Annotated in this window: 20 protein-coding genes and 1 tRNA gene; 15 read left to right on the top strand and 6 right to left on the bottom strand. The window is 43.1% G+C overall.

The features are described from left to right. Positions 1–310: 310 nt before the first annotated feature. Positions 311–2,215 (bottom strand): heavy metal translocating P-type ATPase, encoded by a 1,905-nt coding sequence (locus DU508_RS21595; protein ID WP_115404735.1) that lies wholly within the window; start codon positions 2,213–2,215, stop codon positions 311–313. An 88-nt stretch (positions 2,216–2,303) separates the two neighbouring features. Between DU508_RS21595 and DU508_RS21590 the strand changes: the two genes are divergently transcribed. Both DU508_RS21590 and DU508_RS24390 read left to right on the top strand, forming a co-directional pair. Beyond that, a complete protein-coding gene (locus DU508_RS21590) occupies positions 2,304–3,017 on the top strand; it encodes an AraC family transcriptional regulator (protein WP_115404734.1) in 714 nt (237 codons plus the stop codon). Next, the gene (locus tag DU508_RS24390) at positions 3,008–3,175 is read left to right on the top strand and encodes a helix-turn-helix domain-containing protein (protein ID WP_115404733.1); all 168 of its coding nucleotides are present in this window, start codon (positions 3,008–3,010) and stop codon (positions 3,173–3,175) included. Before DU508_RS21590 ends, DU508_RS24390 begins: the two co-directional genes overlap by 10 nt. A 41-nt stretch (positions 3,176–3,216) precedes the next feature. On the opposite strand, the gene DU508_RS21580 is transcribed toward DU508_RS24390, so the two are convergent. Beyond that, on the bottom strand, positions 3,217–4,128 hold the full coding sequence (locus DU508_RS21580) for a helix-turn-helix domain-containing protein (protein WP_115404732.1): 912 nt from the start codon (positions 4,126–4,128) through the stop codon (positions 3,217–3,219). A gap of 216 nt (positions 4,129–4,344) precedes the next feature. On the opposite strand from DU508_RS21580, the gene DU508_RS21575 reads away from it, so the two are divergent. The 10 genes from DU508_RS21575 to DU508_RS21530 all read left to right on the top strand — a co-directional run bounded on the left by DU508_RS21575 (position 4,345) and on the right by DU508_RS21530 (position 12,342). Continuing rightward, the gene (locus DU508_RS21575) at positions 4,345–5,499 is read left to right on the top strand and encodes an aldo/keto reductase (protein ID WP_115404731.1); all 1,155 of its coding nucleotides are present in this window, start codon (positions 4,345–4,347) and stop codon (positions 5,497–5,499) included. A 40-nt stretch (positions 5,500–5,539) separates the two neighbouring features. Beyond that, positions 5,540–6,004: a nuclear transport factor 2 family protein gene (locus DU508_RS21570; protein WP_199562763.1), complete on the top strand. Its 465-nt coding sequence runs from the start codon at positions 5,540–5,542 to the stop codon at positions 6,002–6,004. A 15-nt stretch (positions 6,005–6,019) separates the two neighbouring features. Further along, a complete protein-coding gene (locus DU508_RS21565) occupies positions 6,020–7,003 on the top strand; it encodes an aldo/keto reductase (protein ID WP_115404730.1) in 984 nt (327 codons plus the stop codon). A gap of 25 nt (positions 7,004–7,028) precedes the next feature. Beyond that, a complete protein-coding gene (locus tag DU508_RS21560; protein WP_199562762.1) occupies positions 7,029–7,667 on the top strand; it encodes a flavodoxin family protein in 639 nt (212 codons plus the stop codon). Between the two features lie 11 nt (positions 7,668–7,678). Beyond that, a complete protein-coding gene (locus tag DU508_RS21555) occupies positions 7,679–8,521 on the top strand; it encodes an SDR family oxidoreductase (RefSeq protein WP_115404729.1) in 843 nt (280 codons plus the stop codon). A 10-nt stretch (positions 8,522–8,531) separates the two neighbouring features. Next, the gene (locus tag DU508_RS21550) at positions 8,532–9,272 is read left to right on the top strand and encodes an MFS transporter (protein ID WP_158542226.1); all 741 of its coding nucleotides are present in this window, start codon (positions 8,532–8,534) and stop codon (positions 9,270–9,272) included. Further along, the gene (locus tag DU508_RS21545) at positions 9,272–10,411 is read left to right on the top strand and encodes a multidrug effflux MFS transporter (RefSeq protein ID WP_115404727.1); all 1,140 of its coding nucleotides are present in this window, start codon (positions 9,272–9,274) and stop codon (positions 10,409–10,411) included. The genes DU508_RS21550 and DU508_RS21545 overlap by 1 nt, the downstream gene beginning before the upstream one ends. A gap of 78 nt (positions 10,412–10,489) precedes the next feature. Beyond that, positions 10,490–10,987 carry a cupin domain-containing protein gene (locus DU508_RS21540; RefSeq protein WP_115404726.1) on the top strand — a complete coding sequence of 166 codons (498 nt, stop codon included), beginning with the start codon at positions 10,490–10,492 and terminating at the stop codon, positions 10,985–10,987. Between the two features lie 8 nt (positions 10,988–10,995). Continuing rightward, on the top strand, positions 10,996–11,265 hold the full coding sequence (locus DU508_RS24010) for a hypothetical protein (RefSeq protein ID WP_199562761.1): 270 nt from the start codon (positions 10,996–10,998) through the stop codon (positions 11,263–11,265). Positions 11,266–11,286: 21 nt separating this feature from the next. Then, complete coding sequence (locus tag DU508_RS21530) at positions 11,287–12,342, top strand: NAD(P)-dependent alcohol dehydrogenase (RefSeq protein ID WP_115404725.1); 1,056 nt, start codon at positions 11,287–11,289, stop codon at positions 12,340–12,342. 309 nt (positions 12,343–12,651) lie between these two features. Here DU508_RS21530 and DU508_RS21525 read toward each other — a convergent pair. The 3 genes from DU508_RS21525 to DU508_RS21510 all read right to left on the bottom strand — a co-directional run bounded on the left by DU508_RS21525 (position 12,652) and on the right by DU508_RS21510 (position 14,398). After that, positions 12,652–12,725, bottom strand: a tRNA-Ala gene (locus tag DU508_RS21525). A 333-nt stretch (positions 12,726–13,058) separates the two neighbouring features. Further along, complete coding sequence (locus DU508_RS21515; protein WP_115404723.1) at positions 13,059–13,706, bottom strand: chloramphenicol acetyltransferase; 648 nt, start codon at positions 13,704–13,706, stop codon at positions 13,059–13,061. Further along, a complete protein-coding gene (locus DU508_RS21510; RefSeq protein WP_115404722.1) occupies positions 13,703–14,398 on the bottom strand; it encodes an HAD family hydrolase in 696 nt (231 codons plus the stop codon). Before DU508_RS21510 ends, DU508_RS21515 begins: the two co-directional genes overlap by 4 nt. A gap of 79 nt (positions 14,399–14,477) precedes the next feature. Between DU508_RS21510 and DU508_RS21505 the strand changes: the two genes are divergently transcribed. The 3 genes from DU508_RS21505 to DU508_RS21495 all read left to right on the top strand — a co-directional run bounded on the left by DU508_RS21505 (position 14,478) and on the right by DU508_RS21495 (position 17,649). Next, positions 14,478–15,092 carry a Crp/Fnr family transcriptional regulator gene (locus tag DU508_RS21505; protein ID WP_115404721.1) on the top strand — a complete coding sequence of 205 codons (615 nt, stop codon included), beginning with the start codon at positions 14,478–14,480 and terminating at the stop codon, positions 15,090–15,092. Positions 15,093–16,457: 1,365 nt separating this feature from the next. Beyond that, on the top strand, positions 16,458–16,967 hold the full coding sequence (locus DU508_RS21500; RefSeq protein ID WP_115404720.1) for a flavodoxin family protein: 510 nt from the start codon (positions 16,458–16,460) through the stop codon (positions 16,965–16,967). A 55-nt stretch (positions 16,968–17,022) separates the two neighbouring features. Then, positions 17,023–17,649 (top strand): carbonic anhydrase, encoded by a 627-nt coding sequence (locus DU508_RS21495; protein ID WP_115404719.1) that lies wholly within the window; start codon positions 17,023–17,025, stop codon positions 17,647–17,649. Between the two features lie 334 nt (positions 17,650–17,983). Here DU508_RS21495 and DU508_RS21490 read toward each other — a convergent pair whose 3' ends face one another. Next, positions 17,984–18,751, bottom strand: a complete 768-nt coding sequence (locus DU508_RS21490; RefSeq protein ID WP_115404718.1) for an SDR family NAD(P)-dependent oxidoreductase — start codon at positions 18,749–18,751, stop codon at positions 17,984–17,986. Positions 18,752–18,756: the final 5 nt, after the last annotated feature.

Below are 18,756 nucleotides of genomic sequence, written 5' to 3'. Positions count from 1 at the left end.
CCTGAGCGCAATTGCTCGAGGGCCTTTTGTTTCATTAGCTCATAATCGAGCTGTTCTTCTCTCATCATAATAAACTGTATCTAAAGTTAGTGATTTTGACTTTTGACACAGTTTATTTTACAATCTCGGTCAAGAACAAATTAAGCGAACCCGGGCGATTCAAACCCCCGGGGCTCGCTCCTGTTTTACCCCACTCTGTTCACCTCTTACAAGCTGAAAACAAGAATCAAAGAAGTCCAAATTTATAAGTATTTTGTGCTCAATTATTATCTCGCGTACCCATATCAGAGGCAAAAACAAAGCAGCCTTATTACCTCAGCAATCGCAATCCACTTAGTATAACGAGAACCGTACTTCCTTCATGACCGATCACGCCTTCGGGCAGGTTGATCCTTCCACCAATAAAATTCAACGTAACCAGTGTAAGCGCTACAGCTATCGCAAAGACGATGTTTTGTTTGATCACCATTTGTGTTCTTCTGCCGAGGTTGATGGCAAAAGGTATATTTTCAATGTTATCCCTTACCAGGATCACGTCCGCCGTTTCTATGGCTATATCTGTCCCGCCCGATCCAACGGCAATGCCGACTGAAGCTGCCGCTAGTGCGGGCGCATCATTTACTCCATCTCCTATCATGGCAACCTTTCCATACGTTGATCGAAGCTGTTTGACCATTTCAACTTTCTGCTCGGGAAGCAGTTCAGCGTAGTATAATTCTATACCTGCCTGTTCAGACACGGCCCTGGCAGTCGTTTCTGTATCTCCAGTCAGCATTACGGTTTTTATGCCCATTTGCTTTAGTTCCCCTACAATCCTGCTTGCCCATCCCCGAATTTTATCCTGAATGGTGATCAGTCCCAACAGCCGTTCCCCAGTTGCGATATAGATCACGGTTTTGCCGTCTGTTTCCAAATTTTCTACCTGAATTGCTTGTTCTTCCGAAATCTGCACATTTTTAAGCACATCCTTTTTACCCACGAAGTATTCCCTGCTGTCAATCTTTGCACTGATTCCCAGTCCGTGCAGCGCCTGAAGATCTGTAGGCTTTGATATGTTGATTTGCCGCTCTATTGCCACTTGGGTGATTGCCCTGGCAATAGGATGTTCCGAGTGGGATTCCAAAGATGCAGTGATCTGCAGGAGCCCGGTTTCGGATAGATTCTGAAAGGGGATTATATCAATCACCTTTGGCTGACCAATGGTTAATGTTCCCGTCTTATCAAATGTCACTACTTTTACATCGCTGATATTTTGAAGATGTACTCCGCCTTTAAAGAGCACTCCGTGCCTTGCAGCGTTGGAAATACCAGCAAGGATTGCGGGCATGATCGAAGACACCAAAGCGCATGGCGAAGCGACCACCAGAAAGATCATTGCCCGGTAAATTGTCTCCTGCCACGACCAGTCAAGCAGCAGAGGAGGCAACAAGATAAACAATATCGCTATGGCCACCACGGCCTTTGAATAAATGCCCTCAAATCTTTCCACGAATTGCTGTGCCGGAGGTTTTTCGTCCTGCGCCTGCCGGACCAGGTGTATAATTTTAGCAATCGTAGTTTCCCCCGCAGGTTTGGAAACCCTAACTTCTATTGCTCCCTGTCCATTTATGGTGCCTGAGAAGACCTCATGGCCTTTCTCTTTGTCAGCAGGAAGGTATTCGCCCGTAATTGTTGCCTCATAGATCGAGGAGAAGCCGGCAGTGATGATCCCATCGGCCGCAATTTTCTCGCCAGGCCTGATGATTACCATATCACCAACCCTAAGTTCCCCAATCCCAACTTTGCGCTCCCTGCCATCTTCAAGTAAGGTTGCCTCTTCCGGTATGAGTCCCATCAGGGATCTGATGTCCCTGCCGGTCTTTTCCATCGAGTATTCTTCCAGGGCCCCGCTTAGCGAGAAGATGAAAATGAGGATCGCCCCGTCCATCCAGTAGCCAATTGCCGCGGCACCAATCGCTGCGACAACCATGAGCAGGTCTACATCAAGGTCCTTTTCCTTCACAAGTGTTTCCATGCCTTCCAGTGCTTTTTGGTAACCACCAACAAGATAGGCAAGAATGAACAAAGCGATTTCCAAAACAGGCGCGTTATTTTTACCTGCTATGTAAGCGATAATGATCAGCACCAGGCACAGGGCGGTTACGATGGCCGCTTTGTGTTTCTCCCAAATCTCAGATGTTATCCCTCCCGAAGGTCCGTTAAGTGCAGCTTCCATAATACGCTCATTAATTTCCTTACAAAGTTATACTGCGGAGCCTTAGCAAAACAGGTAAAAAACCGATATCTTTCAGTAGTTTTGTGATATGAAATCAGCGCAACTTTTTACAGATGTAGAGATAACGATCAAAGAGATAAGTTCAAACAGGTCCGGACTGCATAAGCACCATTATTTCGAAATGATCTATGTGCTGGAAGGAACCGGTGTGCATAACATCAACAACAACCACTTCACTTTCAGCAAGGGGGATGTGTTCCTGCTGACACCGGACGATGCTCATACTTTCATGATAGACAGCCCAACGAGATTCTGCATTGTAGACTTCACCCAGAGCCTTTTCGCCAAAACCGCCCACAGGCACGAAAAGAAAATGGACATGAGCGGATTTTTTAAAAGATTGGAGTATATCTTCCATAACCATCATAATATATCCGGCAACATCATCAGCGAAGACGACAGGCCTCTTTTCGATGTTCTTATGGATCAGCTGATCAAGGAAAGAGAAGGGCAATTTCCCTTTCAGGAGATCATCGTCCAGAATATCGTTTTTTTACTGTTGCATTTTATTGCACGAAACATCCAGCAAAGGATCACCTCTTTTGCAAAACAGGAGAACCCCAAAAGCAAGGTTCACGAGATCACTTCCTACATCCAGCAGCATATATATGACAAGGAGCTACTGAAGATCGGAAATGTCGCTGAAAAGTTCAATAAATCACCCGATCATTTGAACAGGTATTTCAAAAGTGAAACCGGGACAAGCATCAAAGATTACATCACCAGGTACAAATTAAACTGATACGGACCAGGCTTAGATTCAGTGACCTTACCATATCTGAAATTGCAGATGAAATGAATTTTACGGACGAAAGCCATTTGAACAAGACATTTAAGGCAGCATTCGGTCAGACTGCAAAACAGTACAGAAAGGAGTATATAAAAAATATAGCAAAATAAACTGGCTGCGTTCCGGTGCTTGGGACCTTACGTTTCCGAAATTAATTGAGTGACCTGTACTCATTCGGCGACACGCCGACCTTCAGCTTGAACAACCGGGTGAAATGCTGTGGGTACTTGAACCCCAAGTCATAGGCGATTTCACTTACGGATTTATTGGGATCGAATATTTTTTCTTTGGCAATATCTATCAATTTGGCCTGGATATACTCCTGTGCGGATTTTCCGGTTTCTTTTTTTACCAGGTCACCAAAGTAATTGGGAGACAAGTGTAGTGCATCAGCACAATATGCCACCGACGGCAGGCCGATTTCCTGAGGCCTGTCCGATGTGAAATAATCAGCCATCACTTCCTCAAACTTTTCCAAGATGCCTTTGTTAACGTTTTCTCTTATGATAAACTGACGGTCGTAAAAACGGTCACAATAATTTAAAAACAGTTCAATATTCGAGGCGATCAATTTTTTGCTGTGCTTGTCAATGGATTGCTGCAACTCAAAATGAATTTTATTAAAAAGGTCCAAAACCAGTTGCCGTTCCCTTTCTGAAAGGTGCAATGCTTCGTTTGTCTTGTAAGAAAAAAACTGGTAATCGCCAATGAATTTCCCCAAAGAAGTTCCCTTTATCAAATCAGGATGGAACAGCAGAACGTGTCCGTGAGGTTGGTAATTAGACATTTCATATTCCACGTCCCAAACCTGCCCAGGGCCTGCAAAAACCAATGTGCCTTCCTGATAATCGTAATAATTGCGTCCGTATCTGATGTCTCCGCACACCACATCCTTCAAAAAAACGGCATAAATCCCAAAATTCATTTTCACGGTGGTTCCGGCTTGCCACTCTCTTGGCGGACATTTTGATAAATCCAAGATGCTCACCAACGGATGTAAAGTTGGCTGTTTGCAAGAATTGTTATAATCGGTCACTGTATTGAAATAAACAATGTTTTCCATAATTGGGCTGTTTTACTGGATACAAATTTACACATTCCGGCATGGTAACGTTGCTCTAAGCTGTAAATCAGTGATTTTGGTAGGTAAAACAGTAATTTATATAAGAATGTACCCATATAGAGTACCGAAATTTGTAAATGAAAGTAAAATCAGGCAAAGGGCACTTGAAGATTTTTCGAATAAGGTTGATCAGTAAACACATAAGACAAAAATGCAATGGAAAATAACAACCGTAGGGACTTCCTGAAAAAAGGGGCAATGTTGGGAACGACATTATTGGCTTCCTCAGCACTTGGAGCAGTGGCAACTGGATGCAGTGACACGGCAGGCAAAAAAGGCGGCGAGGCTGTTCAAAAAACTAAAATCCGGAAGTTGGGAACCGGAGACCACAGTATCGAGGTATCGCCACTAGGCCTGGGCTGTATGGGAATGAGCTACCACAGAAGCTTTATTCCCGATAAAAAAGCAATGATAGCCTTGATCCGTAAAGCCCCTGATTTGGGTGTCAATCTTTTTGACACGGCAGAAGCCTACGGACCTTTTACCAATCAGGAACTGGTTGGAGAGGCACTTGAACCCTTCCGTAAGGATGTCCTCATCGCCACGAAATTCGGTTTTAAAGAAGGCAGGCCGGAGATAGGACTTGATAGCCGTCCCGACAGTATCAGGAAGGCAGTCGAAAATTCACTCAAAAGTTTAAGGACGGATTACATAGACCTGTTGTACCAACACCGCATAGACCCGAATGTGCCCATTGAGGATGTTGCCGGAACGGTAAAGGACCTGATAGCAGAAGGCAAGGTAAAGCATTTCGGCATGAGTGAACGGGATTTCAGTCAGACCAAAGATGGAATTGAACTTATCCGCAAGGCTCATGCCATACAACCCGTAACGGCATTGCAGAGTGAATACTCAACGATGACACGCCAACCTGAAAAGGAAGTATTGCAACTTTGCGAAGAATTGGGAATAGGGTTTGTACCATACAGCCCATTAAGCCGTGGTCTGATCTCCGGTTATATCAACGAACGGACAAAGTACAATCCCGACAATGATAACAGGCCGACACTGCCCCGGTACCAGCCGGATGCAATCATTAAGAACTGGGCAATCATCGATATACTGAAAGAGTTTGGCGACCACAGGGGACTGACGGTGGCACAGGTTGCCCTGGCCTGGCTGTTGGCAAAGAAACCCTTTATCGTTCCCATTCCAGGCACCACCAAACTGGCGCATCTACAGGAAAACATGTGGACGGCAGATTATGGGTTTGCCGCTAACGAACTGGCCAAGCTGACGGCGGATCTGTCGGGAGTCGAAATCGTGGGCGAACGTTACACGGGACAATCAGCACAACAGGCTGAAAAATAAATTTTGCAGATCATGGCATTTACCTTGGCCCAGATCGGCAATGATCTTCGCCTTGCTTCCCGGCTGTTCAGATGCAGGAGGCAAAACCAATACTGAAACAAAAACAAAGCCCCAAAGTGATATGGAGGACAATATCAATAATAACGACGAACTGCAGATATTGGAGGCAACCCGTCAACTCACAGAGTTGATGATCGGGATAAACACGCAAGGAATAAACAAAATTGTGGACAATGATTTCACGCTCACTCACATAACGGGTCATGTGCAGTCCAAAGGAGAATGGTTTGCTGAAATTGAAACAGAGCGAATGAGATACTATTCCTACAAAGAAATAAAGACCTCGGTAAAAATAGAAGGCGACAAAGCCACGTTTGTCGGCCAAAATTTGCTTGATGCTCGAATTTGGGGCTCACGAAACAAATGGCGGCTGCAACAGACGATGCAGCTTGAAAAGCGGAACGGCAAATGGATTGTTTTAAAATCAGTGGCAACAACTTTTTAGCAAAAAAAACAGAAAATGAAAACAAGGATATTAGGGAAAAGCGGACTGGAAGTTTCCGAACTGGGTTTGGGCTGTATGGGATTGACCTTTGGCTATGGAGCCCCGACCAGCGAGACAGATGCAATCGCACTCATTCAAAAGGCCTATGAACTGGGTGTCACATTTTTTGATAGTGCCGAAGCATACAGCCAGGGGGCAAACGAAGCCTTGTTGGGCAAAGCCGTTAAATCATTCCGTGACAAGGTTGTCATTGCTACCAAATTCGGCTTTCAGGATGGCGATGCTTCCAAAGGAGTGGATAGCCGTCCCGAAAGGATCAGAGCCGTTGCGGAAGCATCATTGCGGCATTTGGACACGGATGTGATCGATTTGTTTTACCAGCACAGGGTTGACCCCGATGTTCCGATGGAAGATGTTGCCGGAACCGTTAAGGATCTGGTACAGGAAGGCAAAGTGAGATACTTCGGAATGAGCGAGGCAGGTGTGCAAAGCATCCGCAAAGCCCATGCAGTACAGCCCGTTGCCGCATTGCAAAGTGAATACTCTTTGTGGTGGCGCGAACCTGAAAAAGAGATACTGCCGGCATTGGATGAACTGGGAATTGGCCTTGTACCATTCAGCCCCTTGGGCAAAGGCTTTTTGACCGGAGCGATCAATGAGAAAACAAAGTTCGAAAGCACCGATTTCAGGAACACGGTGCCACGTTTTTCCGAAGAGAACAGAAAGGCCAACCAGTCAATGGTCGATCTGGTAAAAGCCATTGCGGCAGAGAAAAACGCTACGCCTGCCAAAATTTCGCTGGCATGGTTACTGGCCAAAAAGCCTTGGATAGCACCTATTCCGGGAACAACGAAAATCCATCGTTTGGAAGAAAATGTTGGGGCAGTGAACGTGGAACTGTCAAAAGAAGATGTTAAGAATATTGAGGAAGCGTCCTCGAAGATTGAGGTCGCCGGTGCCAGATACCCTGAACATCTTCAGAAAAGAGTGGGAAAATAAACCGGGCATTTATAACAGAATAAGGATGAGATCGAAACAGTCAGCATGCCGCGCATTTTTGAGTTTGACCAAAACCATCTGGCTTCCACTGCTGCTTGGTTTGATGACATCCTACAGCAATGCACAGACCCCGGTGGACAAAAAGAAAATTTTGATCGTATATCTGTCAAGGACCAAAAACACGAAAACCGTGGCCGAGATGATTTATCAGAAGGTTGGCGGGACCTTGGTAGAACTGGAAACAGAAAATCCCTACCCTGGTGACTATCAAAAAACGGTTGACCAGGTTGCGGAAGAAAACCGGACAGGTTACCTGCCCCCGCTCAAAACAAAGATCGACAGCGTTGAAAAGTTCGATGTGGTATTTATAGGGTTTCCAACCTGGGGGATGGAGCTGCCGCCTCCAATGAAGAGTTTTCTCAGGCAAAATGATCTTAAGGGAAAAACGGTCGTACCCTTCAACACGAATGCAGGGTATGGCGTGGGCAACGGTTTTAATACCGTGAAAGGACTATGTCCCGAAAGCAGGGTGCCGGAGGGATTTAGTATGGAAGGCGGCAAGGAAAGAGATGGAATTTTGTTTGTGATGGAAGGGGAAAAACATATCGAGGTTCAGAAGAAAGTTGTTATGTGGCTGGAAAAAATAAAGATCGCACATCCGTAAACAGTCAAAAAATGAACACTAAAAAAGACATTATCGTATTGACCGGAGCAGGTCAGATAGGAATGGCAATAGCAAGACGAATGGGTCATGGAAAGAAAATTTTTGTGGCCGACTGGAAACTTGAAAACGCCAACACCATTACCCAAATAATGAAAGAGGCCGGCTTTGATACAGTTCCGTTCGAGGTCGATATTTCATCAAGAACATCCATTCTCGGATTAATCGAAGCAGCACAGGAAGAGGGAGAAATCTCTATGTTCATCAATGCCGCAGGGGTATCCCCGAGCCAGGCCTCCATTGAACAGATTTTGAAAGTGGACTTATACGGAACGGCCCTTTTGTTGGAAGAGTTCGGTAAAGTGATCAGACAGGGCGGAACGGGCATTACCATTTCAAGCCAGTCAGGACACAGGATGCCTGCGTTGAGCCCCGAGGTGGACAGGCAACTGGCCTTGACGCCCACCGAAGAACTGTTGGATCTGGAGGTGCTGAAAACCGAAAACATCAACGACACGCTGCACGCCTATCAAATGGCAAAACGCTGTAACGTAAAAAGAGTGATGGCAGAAGCCGTGAAATGGGGAGAAAGAGGCGCAAGGGTAAATTCCATTTCGCCTGGTATCATCATCACCCCATTGGCTTTGGATGAGATCAACGGACCAAGAGGCGATTTTTACAAAAATATGTTTGCCAAATGCCCGGCAGGTCGTCCCGGGCCGGCAGATGAGGTGGCCAATGTGGCAGAACTGTTGTTGTCCGATAGAGGGGCATTCATCACCGGAGCAGATTTTCTGATTGATGGTGGTTCTACGGCATCATATTTCTATGGACCGCTCCAGCCCGAAACCAATTAAAAAAACAGATATGGCCAAATCGTCCAAATTTCATTACGGCTACGTCATCGTTTTTTGTTGTTGCCTGATCATGGGCATCAATATCGGATTGGTCATGAGCTGCGCAGGCATTTTTTATAAACCCGTAAGCACAGAGCTTGGCGTGTCGGTTGGCGACTTTGGACTGTACATGACTTTCGTTTACCTGTTTTCTACCCTGATGCTTTCCGTTGCGGGAAAACTGATGGACAGATACAGCGCAAGGTGGCTGCTCACCATCAGTTCGGCAGTTCTGGGACTGGTCTTATTGGCAATGTCAAGGTTTGATGCGGTCTGGCACTTCTACGTGGCAGGTGCGGTCATCGGGCTAACGCTCGCATTCTTATTGTACCTCAGCTACCCAACAATGGTCAACCGTTGGTTCAATTCAAACGTTGGGTTTTTCATCGGGCTTTGCAGTGCGGCTTCGGGAATTGGAGGCGTTATTTTCAATCCCTTTGGAGGCTATCTGATCGCCAATTACGGTTGGCGTACCACCTATCTTATTTTCGGTATGATTGTCCTTATCGTGGTCACCCCTTTACTGGCATTGCTGTTGAGGAATTATCCTGCCGACAAAGGGCAAAAGGCTTTTGGCGAAAAGCAGTCCGAAACCGTAAAATCGGGAGTGGATCATACCTCTGCCATAAAGTCGCCTGTGTTCTATGCCCTGATTGTGTTCGCATTGTTGATGATTTCGGTTTCGACCCTCTGTCCCTTTTGGGCGCATTAATGGCATTCACTTCCTTATCAACGGACGTTTATTTGCCTGCATTGCCACAGATGCAGACCGACCTAAAGGGTAATGTAAAACTCACTATTACAGGTTTTCTTATCGGCTTTGCGGTTGCACAGATATTTTGGGGACCGTTCAGTGACAGGTTTGGAAGAAAAATGCCACTTATCTTAGGATTGCTTCTTTTCATCATTGGTTCGGTGGGCTGTGCATTATCACAAAATATCTTCCAAATGATATTTTGTCGGGTAATACAAGCCTTTGGTGCTTGTGTAGGTCCGATGCTGGCAAGAGCAATGGTAAGGGATATGTACGGACGGACAAAAGCTGCCGAAACGCTTTCAACATTAATGCTGATTATGGCAGTTGCACCCATTGTCGGTCCTCTTATCGGAGGACAGCTCATAAAAATAAGTTCGTGGCACAGTATATTTTGGTTTCTTTCCATTATTGGCGGGCTTATCCTATTGGCTACCTATTGGCTCAAAGAAACGTTGCCGATAACAAACAGAACCAACGCTTCCATAGCAAGTGCCTTTTCAAAATACCCTGTTCTGCTAAAGAACAGGAAGTTTATGCGATATACACTTTGTGTTACTTTCTATTATGTAGGTGCTTATGCGTTTATCGCAAGCTCACCTTTTGTTTATATCACCTATTATGGTATAGAACCACAGCACTATGGCTGGTTGTTTGCCTTTAATATTGTCGGGTTAATGCTTATCAGTTTTCTTAACCGGATTTTGGTCAAGCGTTTCAGTTTGGATGCCTTACTTCGGGTTGCAACCAAAACAGCGATGGTTGCTGCCTTGATTTTGGCAATAGATGCAAAGTGGAATATCGGAGGTATTTACAGAATTGTTATTCCCGTATTTGTCTTTTTCTCTATGAACGGCATCATTGCAGCTACTTCGACAGCCGCCGTCCTTGATGGTGTTCCCGAAATGGCTGGTGCAGCATCGGCGTTATTGGGTTCTTTGCAGTACGGCAGCGGTATCATATCTACGGTACTTTTAGCTTGGCTCTCAGACGGCACAGGCTGGACGATGGCTTGGATTATGGCGTTTTCGGCAATTGCAGCCGTGATTACAATCTCATTTAAAAAGGTAAAAACCAAATCAGTAAAAATGGTATGAAAATCAGTGATTTTTATACAAGGAGGGAATAGGCGTTTCCGAACTTTGTACTATTAAATTAGTAGTAAACGAATTAGAATGAAATATTTACAGACAATGATTGCGGCAACCGTACTCATCTTGGGTACTTCCTGCGGCAATCCAAAAAAAGAAAATAATATGGAAACACCAGTCCCAAAAATCAGCGATTTCCCTGTGGGAGAAGAAAACAAGGCATTTGCACAATACTTTTCAGGCAGGTCTTGGCTTGCACCATTGACCACCAACAAAGACCTGAACGTGCCCATGAACAACGTTACGTTCGAGCCGGGCTGCCGTAATAACTGGCATAGCCACACAGGTGGGCAAATTCTTATTGCCGCTGGCGGAACAGGCTATTATCAGGAACGTGGAAAAGCGGCAGTGCGTATGGAGCCGGGCGATGTTATCGAGATTGCCCCCAACGTAGAACATTGGCACGGGGCGGCTCCCGATAGCTGGTTTTCGCATATTGCCATAACCTCCAACCCTCAAACGAATGAAAACAAGTGGCTGGAACCCGTTACCGATGAGCAGTACGCAGAAGCCGTGAAATAACAGGCGGAATGAGAACAACAGCATTGGCAATAACAGCTTTCCTGCTGGTATTCACTTCTTGCCGACAAGCGCAAAAAGAGGAAACGAACACTAAAAATTCAGAAAAAATGAACAGTACAGAAGATAAGTACACTTTTCAGTTAAGTGACAATGTCAGCCGCCAAAAGGTAACATTCAAAAACCGTTACGGCATCACGCTTACGGGCGATTTGTATACTCCCAGGAATATGGACAGCAGGAAAGCGGGCTTTGGTTACGCTATGAAGCAAAAAAGATAAATTAAAAAATAAATTTCAGATATGAAAACAACACAAGTCAGAGCATACGGAACTGCATCGGCAGGACGGCCGTTAGAAGAAATGACCATCGGTCGCAGGGCAGTACAGCCACACGATGTGGAATTTGAAATATTGTATTGTGGCATCTGCCATTCAGACCTGCACCAGATCAAAGATGATTTCGGTGGCACAATGTTCCCTATCGTACCGGGACATGAAATGGTGGGAAGGGTAACCGCGGTCGGAACGCACGTAAAGAATTTCAAAGTTGGCGATTTGGCAGCAGTGGGCTGTATCGTGGACAGTTGTGGACACTGTGAATATTGCGAAACGGATTTGGAACCGTTCTGCGATGAGGGCGTGACCTATTCATTCAACAGTCCCGATAAAATTTTGGGAGGTGCTACCTATGGCGGTTTTTCCAAAACCTATGTATGCAATGAAAAATATGTGCTGCACATGCCGGAGTTCAACGATCTGGCATCCGCGGCACCATTGCTGTGTGCGGGAATTACGGTGTATTCGCCATTGAAACACTGGGGAGCAGCACCCGGCAAGAAAGTCGGGGTTTTAGGCATTGGAGGATTGGGACACCTGGCCATTAAGATCGCAAAGGCGATGGGCGCAGAAGTGGTCGTGTTCACTACCTCGCCATCCAAAGTAGAAGACGCCAAAAGGTTGGGCGCAGATGAAGCCGTATTGTCTTCCGATGACGAACAAATGGCTAAATACAGCCGCAAGCTTGATTTCATCATTGATACCGTTTCCGCAAAACACGATGTGAACGCCTATCTGAACTTACTGCGCCACGACGGAACAGTGGTATTGGTAGGATTACCGCCAGAGCCATTGGAAATAGGGGCATTTAACGTGGTAATGGGAAGAAGAAGTTTTGCGGGTTCCAACATTGGTGGCATTGCCGAAACACAGGAAATGTTGGATTTTTGCTATGAGCACAACATTACAGCAGAAAGTGAGATCATCAGTATCCAGAATGTGAACACGGCTTTTGAACGTCTGGAAAAAGGCGACGTAAAGTATCGTTTTGTGATCGATATGGCATCTTTGGAAAACTAACCGGAAAAAGGTATATTTTGAATTTTATAGAACAGCGATGGTATCTGCAAATTACAATAAACTTGTGAAATTCGTTTGTCCATAAGTAATAATGGTAGGAAAGACCATAAAATTGGTATGCTGTCAACCCAATATTGCTAGCATTCACGACCGCTGCGGACAAATCAGGATATTGCTGCCGTAATTTGATTTCCAATCTGCTGCAATGTTTGAAATTATTAGTGCTGTCAGCTAGATCATATTTTTGCTACCTCCTAAAAAAACGAAAACCTAATGATCTATTTTACAGCTTATTAGGTTTTTTATGGGTGGAGAATACCGGATTCGAACCGGTCACCTCTTGCCTGCCAGGCAAGCGCTCTAGCCAAATGAGCTAATCCCCCAATTCTTAAATAATCGAAAAAACTTCAATGATCAAACAAACATCTGTTTGTGCAGCAAAAATAGCAAATACTTTATCGAAAGCAAATGTTAATTAATCTTTTAACTTAAAAGCAAATAAAGCCATCATGCAAATCACACTGATTGCTGATTGCAGTGGATAATTGATAAAAAGAAAGAGGACAAAAGTTGCCACAAGCAACATGGCAAAAAAACTAAGGGCTTTATATAATGAATCCATGCAAAACATGGAAATTATGCCAAAAACATAAATAGAAATGATCACTACGGGCAGAAACATTGACCGAAATTAAATTCCTATTGTTAAAAACGGATTAACCAGATATTAACTCATGAGTTTTCTGATTTAACAATTTCTGGTATAAGTCAACAAATTGAGCAACATGGTAGCCATCCATCAGGGCATGATTAACATGAATGGAAACTGACATCATTTTTCTTCCATTTTCATCTCTGACTTTCCCAAAGGAGATTTTCGGGCAGCTATCATGATAGGAGAAGCTCCGGGCGTGAGACATCGATTTAAAATTTAACCAGGGTAAGGCAGAATAGTGAATCACATTTTCTCCGGAGGATGAAGGAATTAAACCTGTTGTGTTTTGTACTTTTTCGATTTCTTTTAAGGCTTCTGTTCTGAAATGCTCAAAGTCTTCAAAAAAATCCATGTAACCAAAACCAAAGGTTCCATTTGGGCGATTAATAGTTGCAGAAGCATGAACAACACCATATTTCCAAACTTCGCCATCTATAATACGATAGCTAAAAGGCTCAACGCGGTTTGCTGCCAATAGCGATTTGTGTAAATAAAGCATGAAAAATGAAACTTCTTTTTCTTTTGCTTCCTGATAGGTTGATGTACAATCTACATCTACTGTAACGCCGAAGAAAGGTTCTTCGAAAGTGCTAAAAAATTTAAAATGATCTTTTCTGATCCAGGTGTTTATATCTATTTTTTCTCTCATTCAATTAATTTTGGTAAAACATCGGCCAGGCTTTCTACCTGATAAAAATTTGGATGTTCAATGGTATGATCTATATGTTCGTGCACCCAGGTGGTGTGATACGGAATGTGCACCGCGTGACCTCCAATGGCCAAAACAGGCAAAACATCAGATTTTAAAGAATTACCCAACATCAAAAATTCTTCAGCTTTGCAATCAAGATGTTTCAATAATTTTTGATAATCTCTTTCCTGCTTATCGCTCATAATTTCGATGTGGTGGAAATAATGGTCTAAACCTGATTTGGTTAGCTTTCTTTGTTGATCGAGCAAATCTCCTTTAGTGGCCACCACCAATCTGTATTTTCCGTGTAGTGTTTTTAAAACCTCTTCCACTCCATCCAGCAACTCAATCGGCTTATTCAACATTTCCTGCCCTAATTGTATTGCTCGGTTAATGACTTCCGGATTTACCTTTCCATCGGTGATCCTTAAAACGGTTTCAATCATACTGAGCATAAATCCTTTAATTCCATAACCATATAGTGGCAAATTGCCGATTTCAGTTTTCAATAATTCAGCAAGAACACTATGATGAGGCATAAAATCTTCCAACAAGCCTGCAAATTTCTCTTCAGTTTCGCGGAAGTAAGGTTCGTTTATCCAAAGCGTGTCATCGGCATCAAAAGCGATTACAGTAATTTGATTGTTCATGGTTATGCATTACTTTTAGTGCGACAAAAGTAAATCATCTCTATATTATAAGAAAGGACATTTGTCCTGATTTAAAAATATGCTACGAACAAATCTTGATTTTTTATTCTTTATTGAACGTTTTTGTGCGGAAAATAAAGATTCCAATATCATCCTGAAGACTTTTACTTCTGGTTTTAGGTTTATCGAGCAAGGCGAAAAAATCACGAATATCTACATCATTAAAGATGGAATAACAAAATGTTTCATCTCAGAAGAAAATGGAAAGGATTTTATCATTGAATTTTTGGGAAAGGGAGAAATAGTGGGCGAACTCGAAGCCATCAAGAAAATTGACTGCCTGTGCAATGTGGAAGCAATAAGCGAAGTTACCGCTTACGCCATTCCTGATCATATCTTTTTATCACTCACAGAAAAAAACTCAGCGTTCACTAAAATCTTACTGCAAGAATTATCGACCAGAATTATTCAAACCAGTTCAAGAGCATCATTTCAACAATTATACACTTTGGAATATGGATTGCAGAAATTATTAAAACTACAAACCGACGAACAAATATCAATTTCCAAAGAAGATATGGCTGCCTATCTGGGTATTTCTGTAAGAAGTTTTAACAGGACTTTGCAGCAGTTAAAAGCTAAAAATGAAGACGAATCTTTAGATAAAATTTTAGAAAGGTTAGGTAAATATTAAACTCACGAAGTTTTAAAGAAGGACCAACTTACGAAGTTTTAAAGCCAAAAGCACTGGCAAAACTTCGTCAGTTTGATCAACAATAAGACTGGCGAAGTTTTCCTGTCACACCCTTCAAAACTTCGCAAGTCAAAGCACAGCCAACTCACGAAGTTTTAACGGCCAAAAGCGCTGGCAGAACTTCTTAAGTTTGATCTACAATAAGACTGGCGAAGTTTCCTGCACCGCATCCCTCCAAAACTTCGCAAGTCAAAGCACAGCCAACTCACGAAGTTTTGACGGCCAAAAGCGCTGGCAGAACTTCGTCAGTTTGATCTACATAAGACTGGCGAAGTTTCCTGCACCGCATCCTTCTAAAACTTCGCAAGTCAAAGCACAGCCAACTCACGAAGTTTTGACGGCCAAAAGCGCTGGCAGAACTTCGTCAGTTTGATCTACATAAGACTGGCGAAGTTTCCTGCACCGCATCCTTCTAAAACTTCGCAAGTCAAAGCACAGCCAACTTACGAAGTTTTGACGGCCAAAAGCGCTGGCAGAACTTCGTCAGTTTGATCAACAATCAAGATTGGCAAAGTTTTCCCGTCCCACACCCTTTCAAAACTTTGCAAGTCAAAGCGCAGCCAACTCACGAAGTTTTAACGGCCAAAAGCGCTGGCAGAACTTCGTCAGTTTAATCTACAATAAGACTGGCAAAGTTTTCCCGCCCCACATCCCTTCAGAACTTCGCAAGTCAAAGCGCAGCCAACTCACGAAGTTTAAAGCCAAAAGCGTTGGCAGAACTTCGTCAGTTTGATCAACAATCAAGACTGGCGAAGTTTCCTGCACCGCATCCCTCTAAAACTTCAAGTCAAAGCACAGCCAACTCACGAAGTTTAAAGCCAAAAGCGCTGGCAGGACTTCGTAAGTTTGATCAAAAATAAGACTGGCAAAGTTTTCCCGCCTCACATCCCTTCAAAACTTCGCCAATCAAAGCACAGCCAACTTACGAAGTTTTAACGGCCAGAAGCGTTGGCAGAACTTCGTCAGTTTGATCAACAATCAAGACTGGCGAAGTTTTCCCGCCTCACATCCCTTCAAAACTTTGCAAGTCAAAGCACAGCCAACTCACGAAGTTTTAACGGCCAAAAGCGCTGGCAGAACTTCGTCAGTTTGATCTACAATAAGACTGGCAAAGTTTTCCTGTCACACACCCTTTCAAAACTTTGCAAGTCAAAGCGCAGCCAACTTACGAAGTTTTAACGGCCAGAAGCGCTGGCAGAACTTCGTCAGTTTGATCTACAATAAGACTTGCGAAGTTTTCCTTCCAACATCCTTCAAAACTTCGCAAGTAACCGAACATTTGAAATTTTATTTTGTTAATAAACTATGCCTGAAATTCTAATTATTAACGGAAGTGCCCGCTTAAATGGAGATACTCATAAGTTTATCAGCAAATTAACGGAGGGAATCGACTGCAATAGATTAAACTTGTTGGAACATTATTTCTTACCTTATAATTACGACAATCAATACCCTCAGGAAGATCAGTTTGATCTTTTTGCGAAAGAAATCCTCTATCACAAACATATTATTTTTGCTACGCCGGTTTACTGGTATTCAATGAGCGGCAGAATGAAAAATCTTTTCGATCGATTAACAGATTGGGTAACTTTGAACAAAGAAGTTGGCCGGAATTTAAAAGGCAAAACAGTAAAACTAATTGCAGTAGGTACCGATGGCGATTTACCTGATGGATTTGTAACGCCATTTTTTATGACAGCTAATTACATGGAAATGGTTTTTAAAGGACATCATTATTTTAATGCCAATAACCCCATAACTGATGAAGAACTGGCAGAAATCAGAAAATCTTTTTTTAATTTTATTTCAGAATAACGACTATTTAAATCATCAAAAAAGTATACCCTATTAAATTTTAAAGCAACAAAATATGAATATAGAAAATGTTTTTAAGAACAATGAAAAATGGATAGCCGACAAATTATCAATTAACCCTGAATATTTTTCAGAGCTATCAAAAGGTCAAAGTCCGGAATTTTTATATATCGGTTGCTCTGATAGCCGTGTAACTGCAGAGGATTTAATGGGTATCCAGCCCGGACAAGCATTTGTGCACCGTAACGTAGCTAACTTGGTGAACAATGTTGATTTAAACGTAATGACCGTTTTAAACTACTCGGTTCGCCATTTAAAAGTAAAGCATGTTATTGTTTGTGGCCATTACAATTGTGGGGGGGTTAAAGCGGCAATGCAACCGGCAGATATGGGAATTCTCAATCCCTGGTTAAGAAACATTCGTGATGTATATCGCATCCATAAAGATGAACTGAATGCTATTGAAGATGAAAGTAAACGCTATGATAGATTGGTAGAGTTAAATGTACAGGAGCAATGTGTGAACTTACTTAAAACCGCAGCTGTTCAGGAAGCCATTACACAACGCGGATTAACCGTTCATGGTTGGGTTTTCGATATCCGCACTGGTAGATTAATTGATTTAAAAATTAATTTTGATGCCATTCTGAAAGATATTAAGGAGATTTATAATCTGTACTGAAAAGTTAAAGGTCGGAAGTCAGAGGTCAGGAGTCGAAAGTTTAGTGATATAAAAGATGAACTTAAAAAAGACCGGTGCCTGAAGCTAGCGGTTTAAAACCCAAGGCTGCGGACACCGATCGTTCAGACTTGATGCCATTCTGAAAGATATTAAGGAGATTTATAATCTGTACTAAAGTTGAAGGTCGGAAGTCAGAGGTCAGGAGTCGAAAGTTTAGTGATATAAAAGATGAACTTAAAAAAGACCAGTGCCCGAAGTTAGTGGTTTAAAACCCCAAGACTTCGGACACCGGTCTTTCGGACTTCAGACTAAGCACTAAAAACTTATGACTAAATTATCTTCCCATCCAACCACCATCAACGGTTAGAATTGTTCCATGAACGTAATCACTTGCATTGGAGGCCAGGAATAAGGTTGGCCCTTTGAAATCATCTGGGGTTCCCCATCTTCCTGCGGGAATACGAGCCAAAATCGATGTGCTTCTTTCCTCATCCTCTCTTAAAGCAGTTGTATTATCTGTAGCTATATAACCTGGTGCAATGGCATTAACATTAACTCCTTTAGCCGCCCATTCGTTAGCAAAAGCCTTTGTTAAAGAAGCAATGGCTCCTTTACTTGCAGCATAACCCGGAACAGTAATTCCGCCCTGAAATGATAATAATGATGCAGTAAAAATTACTTTACCACTTCCTCTCGCAACCATATCACGGCCGATTTCTCTCGTTAAAATAAATGGAGCGGTTTGATTTACGGCAATCACTTCATCCCACATTTCATCAGGATGCTCTGCAATTGGTTTACGTAAAATTGTTCCGGCGTTATTTACCAGAATATCAATAACAGGATGATCGGCCTTTACTTTTGAAGCAAAGGCCAATGTGCTTTCCCGATTTCCGAAATTGCATTGATAGGCATAAAATTTTCTTCCTAAAGCAACAACTTCTTTTTCTATGGCGCTATCCTGAAGTTCTAAATTAGCAGAAACACCGATAACGTCGGCCCCAGCCTCTGCCAAAGCCAAAGCCATTGCTTTGCCAATTCCTCTTTTGCAACCTGTTACCAAAGCAGTTTTGCCCGTTAAATCAAATATAGTTGACGACATTTTTA

Source organism: Pedobacter chinensis, assembly GCF_003339865.1.
GTDB classification, from domain to species: Bacteria; Bacteroidota; Bacteroidia; order Sphingobacteriales; family Sphingobacteriaceae; genus Pedobacter; species Pedobacter chinensis.
Note: the sequence above shows the minus strand (reverse complement) of the source record. Positions and strands in the feature narration are given on the sequence as shown.

Bases quoted from the DNA above. Each gene is read 5' to 3' on its own strand.
- DU508_RS21595 (WP_115404735.1), bottom strand. From the start codon at position 2,215: ATGGAAGCTGCACTTAACGGACCTTCGGGAGGGATAACATCTGAGATT.
- DU508_RS21590 (WP_115404734.1), top strand. From the start codon at position 2,304: ATGAAATCAGCGCAACTTTTTACAGATGTAGAGATAACGATCAAAGAG.
- DU508_RS21580 (WP_115404732.1), bottom strand. From the start codon at position 4,128: ATGGAAAACATTGTTTATTTCAATACAGTGACCGATTATAACAATTCT.
- DU508_RS21575 (WP_115404731.1), top strand. From the start codon at position 4,345: ATGGAAAATAACAACCGTAGGGACTTCCTGAAAAAAGGGGCAATGTTG.
- DU508_RS21570 (WP_199562763.1), top strand. From the start codon at position 5,540: ATGATCTTCGCCTTGCTTCCCGGCTGTTCAGATGCAGGAGGCAAAACC.
- DU508_RS21565 (WP_115404730.1), top strand. From the start codon at position 6,020: ATGAAAACAAGGATATTAGGGAAAAGCGGACTGGAAGTTTCCGAACTG.
- DU508_RS21560 (WP_199562762.1), top strand. From the start codon at position 7,029: ATGAGATCGAAACAGTCAGCATGCCGCGCATTTTTGAGTTTGACCAAA.
- DU508_RS21555 (WP_115404729.1), top strand. From the start codon at position 7,679: ATGAACACTAAAAAAGACATTATCGTATTGACCGGAGCAGGTCAGATA.
- DU508_RS21550 (WP_158542226.1), top strand. From the start codon at position 8,532: ATGGCCAAATCGTCCAAATTTCATTACGGCTACGTCATCGTTTTTTGT.
- DU508_RS21545 (WP_115404727.1), top strand. From the start codon at position 9,272: ATGGCATTCACTTCCTTATCAACGGACGTTTATTTGCCTGCATTGCCA.
- DU508_RS21540 (WP_115404726.1), top strand. From the start codon at position 10,490: ATGAAATATTTACAGACAATGATTGCGGCAACCGTACTCATCTTGGGT.
- DU508_RS24010 (WP_199562761.1), top strand. From the start codon at position 10,996: ATGAGAACAACAGCATTGGCAATAACAGCTTTCCTGCTGGTATTCACT.
- DU508_RS21530 (WP_115404725.1), top strand. From the start codon at position 11,287: ATGAAAACAACACAAGTCAGAGCATACGGAACTGCATCGGCAGGACGG.
- DU508_RS21515 (WP_115404723.1), bottom strand. From the start codon at position 13,706: ATGAGAGAAAAAATAGATATAAACACCTGGATCAGAAAAGATCATTTT.
- DU508_RS21510 (WP_115404722.1), bottom strand. From the start codon at position 14,398: ATGAACAATCAAATTACTGTAATCGCTTTTGATGCCGATGACACGCTT.
- DU508_RS21505 (WP_115404721.1), top strand. From the start codon at position 14,478: ATGCTACGAACAAATCTTGATTTTTTATTCTTTATTGAACGTTTTTGT.
- DU508_RS21500 (WP_115404720.1), top strand. From the start codon at position 16,458: ATGCCTGAAATTCTAATTATTAACGGAAGTGCCCGCTTAAATGGAGAT.
- DU508_RS21495 (WP_115404719.1), top strand. From the start codon at position 17,023: ATGAATATAGAAAATGTTTTTAAGAACAATGAAAAATGGATAGCCGAC.
- DU508_RS21490 (WP_115404718.1), bottom strand. From the start codon at position 18,751: ATGTCGTCAACTATATTTGATTTAACGGGCAAAACTGCTTTGGTAACA.